The organism is Deefgea tanakiae (genome assembly GCF_019665765.1).
GTDB lineage: Bacteria > Pseudomonadota > Gammaproteobacteria > Burkholderiales > Chitinibacteraceae > Deefgea > Deefgea tanakiae.
In genome coordinates this window covers 2,109,981-2,122,421 of sequence record NZ_CP081150.1, presented here as the reverse complement: position 1 = coordinate 2,122,421, position 12,441 = coordinate 2,109,981, and the positions used below count along the sequence as shown (strand labels likewise).

Genomic DNA, 12,441 nt, shown 5'->3' with positions numbered 1-12,441 from the left:
ATCAAAATTGGTATGGGTATTGCTAGCTAAACATTATTATTAAATGGATAGATGGCAATACACTTTCTTGCATCAATAACGACTCAAACATTCGATTGATAAATTGAGTCAGGCGACTTAAACCACCCACGCTCCATCACGGTAAACGACATCGTCGTCAAACTGCACCGATTCGGTGATTGCAAAGACATCAATGTGATATTTGCCTTCGCCGCGTTTGATATTCGGTTTGGCGTAGATGCCGTGCTTCATCCCGAGCGATAAATGAATCCCGCACATGCGCTCGTAGGTGCCGATATCACTCACGGTGCGATCAAAACTAAACGCTCGGTTTAGCCCCAAACCCAATTCCCGCACCCACACCACGCCGCCTTCATCAGCGCGGATCATTGCCATCATCTCGTCAAATTCGGGCGTTGAATCAATCACGGCAACGACTTGGCTCTGTTCAACCACCAAGGTAATCGGCAGGCTAGGGCGGTTCACGCGGTAGCGCGTGTCGCCAAACACAAACACGCGAATCCGTCCATTTACCGCCGCAAAATCCTGCGTCTCGGTAAACACTTCGCCGAGCGGAAATTGCCCGCCGATATTATTCATCTGGCTGTAATCGCCAATATTGAGCTTGGCCGATTCAAACGGCGCAGCAAAGTGCAGCACATTGCCTTCGCCACTATCAACCAGACCACGGCTGGCGCTGTCGATTTTAGCTTTGAGTCCATGACCAACGCCGCGGTAATACGCCGCATCATAGGCCAGCGAATCGATATACGTCGGTACTTCATCACCCACCATCCGCCCCAAATGCGGATGCTCAATCACTTTCAAGCCACGCTTAAACAGCTCAACGCGAATGCGGAAGGCTTCGAGGCGAAAGTTCGTCGATTGCACCAACACCACCAAATCTTTCGCCGCTAACGGCGCAAACGCCGCCAACACTTGCTCGGGCGTGCTGGCGTCAAAATTAATGAACAGCGCATTCGGCAATGCTAGCCGATACGCCTCTGTCAACGTCGCCGCCAACTCACAGCGAGTATCAAACACCACCACCGCCTGCTGTTCACCATCGATGTGTTCAAACGCAATCGTCAACACATCCCGCAAATGCGCTTGCGCCAGCGTGATGAGTTCTGGATTGGGGGGCGTTTCTAAGGTAGAGCAGGGTGACAACATGGTGATGACTCGATGACGGATTAGGTGCTAGTTTAAGCGAAATGGGCGAGGTTGGTTTTGTGGTGAAGCAAGCAAAATACGTTTTTACGGCGTATTCTTTGCCGCTAACTCCAAGTTCTTATTTGGTAGGTTGGTGCTGAGTTTGCGAAGCCCAACATTCGCGGTAAACGTTGGGCTGCATTTCATTTAGCCCAACCTACGGAATTACGGTTCAAGGATGTAACGAAGATCGTATCTTCGTTCGTTTTTCTTGAGTGAGTTATAGGATTCTACGCTCGATCTAATTGATTCCAAATCACAATAGCCAAAATAATTTTCAGCAGTATTAAGCATCGATGTGTTAAGCGAGATAACATCTTTCTTTGACAATTGTTTTATCCCATATTCATACCCTACTGGTTTTCCGTTTTGCAGGTTTACCTTTGGTGGTTCAACAATATCAGAACTTCCAAAACCAATTAATTCACTTACAGTCATTCCATTGAGCGGCAGCAAACCAGAAAAACCTGATTTATTATCAAAGAATTTATAAAATACACTAAATGAGACAATGGCCATTTTTTTGGCCACAGGAAAAAGCATGTAGTCATACGGAGTCAGCATCTGCGACATCTGAAGCAAGAAAGGGTTTCCACTTTTTAATGCGTAATTTAGTGTGTACATGCATTTATCAAACGCCCCACCTTGACCGAAATTGAGATGTGTTGCTTTATAAGAAAATCCAGTGTCTGGAATAATTAAATCTTCCTTGCATTGATTTGTACTAACGATTGCAATATAGGAATGAAGAATGTTCTTTATGTGCGCAAATAGCTTTACTTCGCCATAACGCTCACTATTACTTGCCCTTTCTAGTGCTTCATCTGCATCAATATCTATATACGTAAATATTTCTTCAGCATTTGCACAAGCAAGCACTTTATTGATGTTATGATAAAAATTTTCAGAATAACTTTTTACAAAATTAGGGTCAGCACCCACGCCTTCCATTGCTTCTGTTACGTTAAATCGTAAAGCAGTAACAATAAGATACTTCTTAAGAATAAAGAGATCCTCTCTTGAGAGAGAAACTTTATAACGTTCTTTTAAAATTTTATTATTCAAAAGATTGGCGAACTGGCTCTCAATCTTGTAACACAATTCCTTTTCAATTTTTTCTGGGTAATATCCCTTTTCGGCAAAAGTAGACTTGATGTTTCTATTTTCTACTTTACTTTTTTCTAAGTCACAGTACTGAATTTTCTCTTCATCAGCAAAATGGCGTAAAATCAACCGCGGTACATAATGGCAATTTATCAAAATTCATCCTTATTTAATAAGCTGGCATTTTCATTACCGCCGCATTCTCGCATCCAATTCCTCAACCTGCGCCCGCGCCCATGGCGTGCGACGGAGGAAGGTGAGGCTGGATTTGATTGATGGATTATTGGAAAAACACTTAATCGGAATCCGCCGCGCTAGTTCTTCCCAGCCAAAATGGTCGACTAAATCGGTAAGCATTTTTTCCAGCGTAATGCCGTGCTGTGGGTCTGAGTTATACATCGTGTGGCCTTGCGAATCATTTGTTGGGTATTTTAAACCTAGCGCGCTCATCGTGCAGGGGTTTGAAACCCCCTGACGCCCATCGCCGAGCGAGTGGAGTGAGACAAACGGTTTTATTGTTTGGCTCAGGACCGACCGAGGGAAGCCCGGAGGGCCGCAGGCGTGGGGTCGCCTTCTCTTGCTTACTTCTCTTGGCGAAGCAAGAGAAGTAAGTCCTCGTCGCGGATTGCGACTCAAAACTAACGTGCCGAAGGCGCACTAATTAAATACAATAGGTCAGCTAGTATATTAATCTATTCATTTAAAATGAATGGCTGTATAGATATACGTACAAAAAAGCCCAAACAACGTTGGGCTTTTGATGTTTGCTGCAAGCTCAGAGATTAACCGAAAATCCCTTTCCACCACAAACGCATCGTATCCCACGCACGACCAAAGATATTGGCTTCTTCGACTGCGGCTACCGCTACGACTGGACGCTCCGACAATACTTTGCCTTCGAGAATGATTTTGAGCGTGCCGATTTGTTGGCCTTCTTTAATCGGCGCAATCAAAGGCTGCTGGCTGGTGAGTTCAATTTTGATTTTCGCCGCGTCGCCTTTCGGTACGGTGATAAATTGATCATTCATAAAACCAACGCTGACCACATCGGCTTTACCTTTCCAAACTGGCACGGTCTGTACGGCTTGCTTGGCGGTGTAGAGGCGCGGGGTTTCATAAAACTGTGCGCCCCAGTTGAGTAATTTTGATGATTCAGTCGCGCGAACTTCAGGGCTGGTCGTACCAACAACTACTGAAATCAAGCGGCGGTCGTCACGTTTGCTGGATGCCACGAGATTGTAACCGGCCGATTGAGTGTGGCCGGTTTTCATGCCGTCCACAAAGGGATCGCGGTAGAGCAGCAAGTTGCGGTTCGGTTGATTGATGTTGTTGTACTTGAATTCTTTGATCGAGTAGATGTGATAGAACTCAGGAAAGTCGCTGATGATGGCGCTGGCCAGACGCGATAAATCGCTGGTGGTCACATGCATCGCTGGATCAGGTAGGCCCGTGCTGTTGGTGAACACGGAGTCTTTCAAGCCCAGACGTTTGCCTTCTTTGTTCATTAATTGCGCAAAAACTTCCTCAGAGCCAGCAATGCCTTCGGCGAGCGTGACGCAAGCGTCATTACCACTTTGTACAATCACGCCTTTGATCAGGTCTTCCACTGTGGCCGGTACTTTTGGATCGAGATACATCCGCGAGCCTTCTTGACGCCAGCCTTTTTCTGAAACTAATAAAGTTTGATCGAGTTTGAGCTTGCCTTCTTTAATCGCTTTGAACGTGAGGTAAGCGGTCATTAGCTTGGTCAACGAGGCAGGCTCAACACGCATATCTGGGTCACGTGCGGCGAGTACTTGGCCACTTTGCTTGTCGTACAAATAATAAGATTTGGCGGCGATCTCAGGAACAGGCGCAACAAAAGCGTGGGCGATACTGCTGCTAAACAGCGCGGCAATCAGAGTGGCGGTAATGGCAATGCGTGGCATGGTGTCAGCTATGTAAGTGTGAACAAGAAGTGGGGGCAATTATACGGTGAAACCTAAACGACTGACGTCCAACATGAGGTTTTGTTCCGCAAAATCAGGGTGAATGTTTTGGCTTGACAGAAAAAAGCCCCAACAAAGTGGGGCTGATGAGTATGACTTGAGCGTTTGAGTGGTGGTGCTTAGAACGGATAGGCTGGTGTCGTGCTAGATAGATCCAGCCATTGTCCGGTAGTGAGGTGGTTGTGCTTACCCGTTTGTAGCGCGTAAAACTGCTCAGTTAAGACGGGAAGATTGAGATCGGCAACCGAATCGAGCGCGGATTGCGATAAGGTAAAGCCATACATTGCAAACACATTGCGTAGGTCTTTGCCGATGAGTTTCGAGCTTAATACAAACAGTAAGTCTGGGTTGTTGATTTTATTATCGGCAAATCGACTCATGCCATATTTGCTTTTATTGGTGCTATCCCATGCTTGGCCTACTAAACGATCTGCTTTGGTGAGCAGGGTGAAGTAATCCATTGTGCTTTGCATTGTTGGTTTCACTTCGTTAGCGCGGTAGCGGCTAAACAGGAATCCCAATTGGAAGTGCACTGCTCGCATAGGGTTTTGGCCATTGGCCATATCCCAAAGTCGGGTTTGCATGTCCAGTACTTTGGCGTTGCCGGTTAAGCTGCTGGCTCGGTTTGCAACGATGTCTTGGTATAGGCCTGGATGGTCAGTGGCGTGTCCAGTATCAATGCCGCGAAGTGCAAATTGACGCAGCATATGGGCGCTAGCGAGAATGTTGTTGTCACACTCGACGACGCAGCCTTTGCCGTTGAAGGTAATCTGCATGACACGCTGCACGGTGTTGTGACCGAGTTCGTGTGAGTGCCCCCAACCGGTGCCGCCAATACCTGCATAGCCATCGGATGGATTGCCCGAGCATAGGTAGCCGCAAGTCGCGATCCAACCCACAAAATGTTGCACACCCGGCGCGCGATGAATCGATCCCGTGCAATCCCAGTTAAATTGCGTACATAGCGCGGCAACATTGCTGCTCATCGGCATATTGTTGTAGCCGTTGGCGATATGATTGGAATCAAAAAGCAATTCTTTGATTTCGCCAACAATATATTGCTCTGGTGTTTTATTGCCCATCTCACTACTGGCGTAGCCTATCGTTTGTTGGATTTCACCGCCAACGAGTTTGGCCGTTTGCCAACCAAAATCTCGACGTTTCATTGCTGCGACGGCTTCGTCAATTTCCGCTTGAGTTTGCGTTTTCGTAAAGTCAAAGTGGGCGTATTTAGCCGCGCCACGAATTCTGAGTGTCACGTTTTGCCCTGCAGTTGCACCGCTGTAGCTGAGATAAAGTGGTCCACCAAAAGGCGTTACAAAGTTTGTTTCACCCGAGCCAGCTAGCAAAATAGCAAATGATTGCGGACGGCGAGGGCGTTTATAGCCTTCGTTGATATTATCGGTGAGTGGATTTCCCCAGGCTCGTAGGTAGTTGGTTTGCACTTTTAGGCTGCTTGCGCCCCCATTATTCACAATTTCAATCTGCACTGGTTTGCCTGGCACGGCGGCGCGGCCGATTGAGGTAATGCCGCTGCCTTGTGGGATCGTTATTTCAATACTTTCGGCGCTACTGCTTACAGGCAGACTGTGTGCTGCAACAGGCATAAAATCACCTTGGCCTGCTGTGGCTACGGTCGTGTCTGTGCGATTAAAAGCTAACCATGAGTCCGAGGCAAAAGTGCGTAGAAAATCACCCGGTGCAGTATCGCGGTTGATTTTTCCGTATTGAATTTCGGGTCGATACAAGTCGGCCCAAAGTACCAATAAGCGATATAAATCGGTGGTCGGATCGTTAAATAGATTGCTGCCATTGCCTTGCATCGCCGCCAATTCGTTATGAATTTGCGTGATCGGTGTTGTGACACTGCTGTCTTGACTGATCGCCAGCTGCGGTTTGTCTTGCCCCATCAAGGTGAGCGATTGCACCAGTTGACTCATTTGATCGCTGCGGCTTAGATTTTCTGCAACGGTGCGAGTGCTGCCAATTGAAACGCCCGCTGCCGAGGAAAAATAATTACCAGGGTAGCCGCCGAGCGTCATGCCCATGCCGGCCAGCACTTGGCGCCCACCGGCGGAGTCGATCCAGTTTGGATGCATGTAGATCACGGCCTTGCCGTTTTCCATGTATTTACGAATCAGGCTATCCAATCCTGGGGTGTTCGGTGTGCCACTACCAAAGACCAATAGATCAGCCTCTTGCCAACAGGTATTGTTACTGGCGCTTAAATCACAACTGATGGCTTGTGCTGCTTTGCCTTGGGTGCTGATCATTTTGCTGACATTGCTTGCGGTATAGCCGGTTGTTGCAAATTTTACCGTGTTGGGTAAAGGGCCAGCAGCTTTGCCTGTGAGTACCCAATTGAACGCGCGCGTAAATAGCGCGGTATGTTGCGTTTCTTGCGACTGATTTGCGATCCAACTTAAAACATCTTTGCCATACGCTAGACCGCGCCCTTTACCATATTGAGCAATTGCTGCCATACCGCTGCCATCATCGGCGGTGAGTAAGGGCGTCGCCACCGTGCGACTGCCTACATTGATTTCGCTACTATCGGTGGTGTGATTGAGAGTTAGCGTGGCACTAGGATCAGCAAAAATATCAGCAAGCGCACCATTTTGATTTTGTTTGTAACGATCCGCCAGTTGAGTCGCCAATTGGAGTAAGACCGTGCGATCGGCTGCAGTGAGCCCCTTCACGCTGCCGATTTGCAGTGCTTGCACAATCGGATTGCTGCTGGTTTCAGATCCAGGGATGCCTGTTCCTGGTTTGTTTAGGTTTGGATTTGAGACTTGATCTAGCGATGTGCCCGATGTATTGGTATTTGAACCAGTGGGAGGCGTTGGGTTGGCTGACGTACCCGAGTTAGATCCGCCACCACCACAGGCGGAGAGCAGTCCGGTGCAAATAAGGGCTGCAATGTATTGAATTTTCATGTTTTCGGCTCTCAAGGCATATAAGTGTCAGCATTTTTCGAGTCGAATTCTAATATTTATTAGAAAATGCTGATACATGAGGGCGGCATAAGTTGATCACCTAGGGTGAGTAAGGTCACAAATGATGACGAACGGCTGGCTATATCTACCGTTTCTTGTTTTTAGTTACGCCATTGCTGGGCGTTGCTTGCTGAGTGACGACAGAGCGAGTCATCGCTCTGTAGGAAAAAAGGGGGGCGAATGCTGCCCGATTTGAGAGCGTCAATCAGATAGTAAAGTGGCCTTTACCAATGGCTTTGACTTTACCGCCGACTTGTATCTGCCGATCTGCCGTGACCAACAAATGAAGCTGGGCGATACGCCCAATACCATGCCCTTGCTCCATCTTGATTTGTAGTGGCAGAGCTGCGTTTTCAGCCAATAGCCAGCCGCCCAGATTGGCGCACGCCGAGCCGGTACCAAAATCTTCAGCGGATTGACCGTTTTGCGACCAGAAAAAACGCGCGATGACGGTTTCACTGCCATCGGCATTGTTTTGTCGCGCCCAGACTAGCGCACCTGAGCGGCCTGCTAGATTGGTGGCGGCCTGCTCAAACAGGGCTAAATTCAGATTGCACTGCGCCACACTGGCGACGCTGTCGAGCGGCACGATGAGTTGCTCACTACCGCAATTTACAAAGCGCGGTGTGGCTATGATTTGCGTTGGTGTAATGCCCAGAGCGGCTGCGAGCGTTGTCATATCAGGGCCATCGCGATAGGTGGGCGCGTTGGCGGTGAGTGTCATCTGCTCGCCATCGCAAGCGACTGGAATAATGCCCGCTTTCATTTTGAGTCGGACTGATGATTTGCCATTGGCAAGGACAAACGCGGTGCCAAGCGTGGGGTGGCCAGCGAAGGGCATCTCGTACGATGGCGTAAATATCCGCACATGGGCATCGGCCTCTGTGCTTGGCATTACAAAGGTAATCTCAGATAAATTCATTTGTTGGCCGAGCGCTGCCATCTCAAATTCAGTAATTTCACTGGCATCGGTGAACACGGCGAGAGGATTGCCGGAAAAAAGTGCATCCGTAGCAAAAACGTTAACCAGTTGGTATTGAACTTGTTTCATGAATATATCCTTGGGTATTGCCTGCTAGGTATTATTAAATATAGTCTTTGTTGATATACATTAGATTTTAGTGCATTAAATAGCAGGGGGTTAGCGTGATGAACCCATTTGTAGTCAGCGAAGTCAGTAAATCATCCCCTGAATGCCACGTTGCGCTTGTATAATATTGGGTTTCGCCTCTTGGCAGTATTAAAAAACACCCATGATTCGTAAATTTATCGGCAAGGTGCTACGGCGCCCAGGCAAGCGCGTGATTCACGCCAAGCATTATGGCATTCGCCGTGATCAACTGCATTCAGGCGCGTTGAAAGTCTGTGATCGTCTGCAAGCCGCAGGCTACGAGGCCTATATCGTGGGTGGTGCCATTCGCGATTTGTTATTGGGTAAAGAGCCAAAAGATTTCGACGTGGCCACCAGTGCAACGCCTGAGCAAGTTCGGCATATTTTTAACCGCTCGCGCATTATTGGCCGTCGATTCCGCATTGTGCATGTGCCATTTTACGAGCGCGGTGGCGAAGAAATTATCGAAGTGACCACCTTCCGTGGCAGCGCTGAATCACCGACCGATGCATCTGGGCGAATTATTCGCGATAACGTCTACGGCACGATTGCTGAGGATGCCGATCGCCGAGATTTCACTGTGAATGCGCTGTATTACGATCCGAATTCAGAAGAAATTATCGATTTTCATCACGGCATTGAAGACTTAGAAAAACAGCAGTTGGTGATGATTGGCGATCCGGTTAAACGCTATCACGAAGACCCTGTGCGCATGCTGCGCGCGGCGCGTTTGTCGGCTAAGCTCGATTTAGCGATTGCGCCAGATACTAAAAATCCAATTCGTGAACATGCGGCCCTGCTCGAAAACATCCCGACGGCGCGTTTGTTTGATGAAATGATGAAGCTGCTGCTGTCTGGTAAGGCCTGGCTTTGTGTGCAGACTTTGCGTGAATTAAGTTTGCATAAACCGCTGTTTCCCTTGCTGGATAAATTGCTGTCTAAGCCTGACACCGCCAAGTTTCTGCAAAAAGCGTTAGAAAACACCGACAATCGTTTAGCTGAAGACAAACCTGTTTCGGCTGGTTTTTTGTTTGCAGCTTTGCTGTGGCATGAAGTGGAAGAAAATTGGCACAAACGCATCGCTGCAGGTGAAGTGAAAACCCCTGCGCTGATAGAAGCGATGAATGAAGTGGAAAGCAAAGTGTGTAAACGTTTGGCGATTCCAAACCGCTATGGTGCGGCGATGAAAGAAATCTGGGCGATGCAACCGCGTTTCGAACAGCGTGTGGGTTTGCGCCCGTTCCGCTTGTTTGAACAACCCCGTTTCCGTGCCGCCTATGATTTTCTTTTGCTGCGTGCTGAATGCGGTTTGGTTGAGCAAGAGCTAGCCGATTGGTGGACGAAATTTCAAATCAGCGAAAGCACTGAACGCATGGACATGATCGATGCGGCCGCTAAAAGTGGCCAAGGCGGCGATGTACCTGCCAAACGCCGCAAGCGTAGCCGTCATCGCAAGCCTGCGTCGGCCAAGAGTACTGTGAAGACTTCCGAGGCCTAATTTTGACGCATATTTTTGTCGCATTAGGTGCGAATTTGGGCGATCCTGCGGCGCAATTACAGCAAGCGATTGCCGCACTGGCGGCGTGGCCGACGATGACGCTGCTGCAAAGCTCGTCGTTTTATGCCAGCGCGCCAGTGGGTTATACCGATCAGCCTGATTTTGTGAATGCGGTGTGTGAGCTAGAAACCGAACTCAGCGCTTTGGAAGTCTTGGCGGCGCTGCTGTCGATTGAAGCGGAAAATGGTAGAGAGAGAAATTTCAAAAATTCACCGCGCACTTTAGATTTGGATTTGATTTTGTACGGTAACGAACAAATTGATGTGCCTGACTTAACCGTGCCGCACCCACGCATGCATGAACGTGCGTTTGTGTTGCAACCGCTACTGGAAATTGCGCCACAGGCACAGATTCCCGGATTAGGCGCTGCACAAGACTATTTGGCTGCAGTGGCCGCACAGACTTTGACCCGAATCCCCGAGAAATCCCTTACTTCTGCGTAAAGTTGTCGAATTCCTGCCCGCTTTCCGTTAGGATTTGCTTTCCTGCTCTGCAGATGATGCTGACAAAGCGCCTTGTGGCGTTTTGCTACCTCATTGCGATGATGAGCGACAATTTGACCAAGGCGCATCAAGAGTGCAGACCTGCTAACCATGGATACTGAACCATGAAGACGACGTTAAATACCCTATTAAAGATGAAACAAGATGGCCAAAAAATCGCCATGTTGACGTGCTATGACGCAAGTTTTGCGAGTCTACTCGATGAAGCGGGCGTTGATATTTTTTTGATTGGCGATTCACTCGGTAATGTGATTCAAGGTCATACTTCGACGTTGCCTGTGACGATGGACGATATGATTTACCACACCGCCGCCGTTGCGCGTGGTACGAGTAAGGCATTGGTATTGGCTGATTTACCTTTTGCCAGCTATCAAGCATCCCACACCCAAGCGTATGAAAACGCGGCCAAATTGATGGCGGCGGGTGCTGAGATGGTCAAAATCGAAGGCGGCGCGGTGATGGTTGAAACCGTGGATTTCTTGGTGCAACGCGGGATTCCTGTCTGTGCGCACATTGGTCTACAGCCGCAGTCGGTGCATTTGTACGGCGGCTATAAAGTGCAAGGTAAAACCGAGACCGAGGCCGATATTTTGAAACGCGATGCACTTGCACTGCAAGCAGCGGGCGCGAGTATGGTGTTGATGGAAATGGTGCCTGCAACTGTCGCTAAAGCGATAACTGAATCTTTGACCGTGCCGACGATTGGTATCGGTGCAGGCGTCGATGTCGATGGTCAAGTGCTGGTGCTGTACGACATGCTCGGCGTTTATCCGGGCAAAAAAGCGCGCTTTGTGAAAAACTTTATGAGTGGCAGCGTTCATAGCATCCAAGGTGCAGTGGAAGCGTATGTGAAAGCAGTGAAGGGCTTAACCTTTCCAGCAGAAGAACATTCATTTTAATTTAAAAATGCTGTGCATCCCGTGATAGCTGATCAGGCGGTGCTCACAATCCTCATGTACTTGTGTACATTCCGGTTGCTGTGCTCCGGCTTCACCGCTCTGACGGGCGCTCGCTATTTTTAAAAGCGTAACAGCTAGCGTTTGCATGTTACTCCTTACCCCTAACACCTCACACACTCCATGAAAATCATCCATACAATTGCAGAACTTCGCGCTTGGCGCAAAACAGTGGGCACGGTGGCTTTTGTGCCGACGATGGGTAGCTTGCATGCTGGGCATATGTCGCTAATCCATGCTGCAAAAGCTGCAGCGGAACATACAGTCGTTAGTATTTTTGTGAATCGCTTGCAGTTCGGTCAAGGCGAGGATTTTGATCGCTATCCGCGTACGCTAGAAAATGATGCTGCGCTGATTGCTGAACAAGGCGGGGTGGATGTCATTTTCGCGCCGGATGAACGTGAACTTTATCCGAATGTGATTCAGCAATATCAAGTGACGCCACCGGCAATCGCCGAAGAGCTCTGTGGCGCGTTCCGCCCTGGGCATTTCCGTGGTGTGGCCACCGTGGTGACCAAATTATTCAATATCGTTGAAGCTGATATCGCCTGCTTTGGCCGCAAGGATTTCCAGCAGTTGTTTGTGATTCAGAGCATGGTCAAAGATTTGAATATGAAAATTCAAATCTTGCCGGTGGATACTGGCCGCGCAGAAGATGGTTTGGCTTTGTCATCGCGCAATGCCTTTTTAACGGAAGATCAGCGCGCCGAAGCACCGCGCTTGCACTATCATTTGGCGCGCATGAAAGCGGCGATTGAAGCGGGCGAAAAGGACTACTCAAAACTCGCTATTCAAACCGTTACTGATTTGCGCGTTCGCGGGTGGCACGATATTGATTACGTTGATACTCGCAATGCCGAAACGCTTAAACCTGCAGCCAGCACCGATCAGCATTTGGTGATTTTGATTGCGGCTCGTTTGGGAACTACGCGTTTGATTGATAATATTGAAGTCAATCTTTAATGTTATGTATTGGGCTGTAGTCATTATCTAGCAATGCCTACAGCTCAATA

The 12,441-nt window shown here is 48.6% G+C and carries 10 protein-coding genes; 4 read left to right on the top strand and 6 right to left on the bottom strand.

Annotated elements, in window-relative coordinates:
- Nucleotides 1–117: 117 nt before the first annotated feature.
- The 6 genes from K4H28_RS09960 to K4H28_RS09935 form a co-directional block, all read right to left on the bottom strand.
- Nucleotides 118–1,173 (bottom strand): M29 family metallopeptidase, encoded by a 1,056-nt coding sequence (locus tag K4H28_RS09960; RefSeq protein WP_221005059.1) that lies wholly within the window; start codon nt 1,171–1,173, stop codon nt 118–120.
- 204 nt (nt 1,174–1,377) lie between these two features.
- Nucleotides 1,378–2,472: a DUF4238 domain-containing protein gene (locus K4H28_RS09955; RefSeq protein WP_221005058.1), complete on the bottom strand. Its 1,095-nt coding sequence runs from the start codon at nt 2,470–2,472 to the stop codon at nt 1,378–1,380.
- A gap of 33 nt (nt 2,473–2,505) precedes the next feature.
- Entirely contained in the window at nt 2,506–2,715 is a 210-nt protein-coding gene (locus K4H28_RS09950; RefSeq protein ID WP_221005057.1) for a VF530 family protein, read from the bottom strand.
- A gap of 383 nt (nt 2,716–3,098) precedes the next feature.
- Nucleotides 3,099–4,244 carry a D-alanyl-D-alanine carboxypeptidase family protein gene (locus tag K4H28_RS09945; RefSeq protein ID WP_221005056.1) on the bottom strand — a complete coding sequence of 382 codons (1,146 nt, stop codon included), beginning with the start codon at nt 4,242–4,244 and terminating at the stop codon, nt 3,099–3,101.
- Between the two features lie 179 nt (nt 4,245–4,423).
- Nucleotides 4,424–7,240 (bottom strand): ImpA family metalloprotease, encoded by a 2,817-nt coding sequence (locus K4H28_RS09940; RefSeq protein WP_221005055.1) that lies wholly within the window; start codon nt 7,238–7,240, stop codon nt 4,424–4,426.
- Between the two features lie 265 nt (nt 7,241–7,505).
- The gene (locus K4H28_RS09935; protein ID WP_221005054.1) at nt 7,506–8,351 is read right to left on the bottom strand and encodes a PhzF family phenazine biosynthesis protein; all 846 of its coding nucleotides are present in this window, start codon (nt 8,349–8,351) and stop codon (nt 7,506–7,508) included.
- A 202-nt stretch (nt 8,352–8,553) separates the two neighbouring features.
- Here K4H28_RS09935 and pcnB point away from each other — a divergent pair, with 202 nt between their 5' ends.
- The 4 genes from pcnB to panC all read left to right on the top strand — a co-directional run bounded on the left by pcnB (nt 8,554) and on the right by panC (nt 12,391).
- Nucleotides 8,554–9,909, top strand: a complete 1,356-nt coding sequence (gene pcnB, locus K4H28_RS09930; protein ID WP_221005053.1) for a polynucleotide adenylyltransferase PcnB — start codon at nt 8,554–8,556, stop codon at nt 9,907–9,909.
- 2 nt (nt 9,910–9,911) lie between these two features.
- Nucleotides 9,912–10,412 carry a 2-amino-4-hydroxy-6-hydroxymethyldihydropteridine diphosphokinase gene (gene folK, locus K4H28_RS09925; protein WP_221005052.1) on the top strand — a complete coding sequence of 167 codons (501 nt, stop codon included), beginning with the start codon at nt 9,912–9,914 and terminating at the stop codon, nt 10,410–10,412.
- Nucleotides 10,413–10,576: 164 nt separating this feature from the next.
- Nucleotides 10,577–11,371 (top strand): 3-methyl-2-oxobutanoate hydroxymethyltransferase, encoded by a 795-nt coding sequence (panB, locus tag K4H28_RS09920; protein ID WP_221005051.1) that lies wholly within the window; start codon nt 10,577–10,579, stop codon nt 11,369–11,371.
- 180 nt (nt 11,372–11,551) lie between these two features.
- Nucleotides 11,552–12,391, top strand: a complete 840-nt coding sequence (gene panC / locus K4H28_RS09915) for a pantoate--beta-alanine ligase (RefSeq protein WP_221005050.1) — start codon at nt 11,552–11,554, stop codon at nt 12,389–12,391.
- Nucleotides 12,392–12,441 lie beyond the last annotated feature (50 nt).

Bases quoted from the DNA above. Each gene is read 5' to 3' on its own strand.
- panB (WP_221005051.1), top strand. From the start codon at position 10,577: ATGAAGACGACGTTAAATACCCTATTAAAGATGAAACAAGATGGCCAA.
- K4H28_RS09940 (WP_221005055.1), bottom strand. From the start codon at position 7,240: ATGAAAATTCAATACATTGCAGCCCTTATTTGCACCGGACTGCTCTCC.
- panC (WP_221005050.1), top strand. From the start codon at position 11,552: ATGAAAATCATCCATACAATTGCAGAACTTCGCGCTTGGCGCAAAACA.
- K4H28_RS09960 (WP_221005059.1), bottom strand. From the start codon at position 1,173: ATGTTGTCACCCTGCTCTACCTTAGAAACGCCCCCCAATCCAGAACTC.
- K4H28_RS09945 (WP_221005056.1), bottom strand. From the start codon at position 4,244: ATGCCACGCATTGCCATTACCGCCACTCTGATTGCCGCGCTGTTTAGC.
- K4H28_RS09935 (WP_221005054.1), bottom strand. From the start codon at position 8,351: ATGAAACAAGTTCAATACCAACTGGTTAACGTTTTTGCTACGGATGCA.
- pcnB (WP_221005053.1), top strand. From the start codon at position 8,554: ATGATTCGTAAATTTATCGGCAAGGTGCTACGGCGCCCAGGCAAGCGC.
- K4H28_RS09950 (WP_221005057.1), bottom strand. From the start codon at position 2,715: ATGTATAACTCAGACCCACAGCACGGCATTACGCTGGAAAAAATGCTT.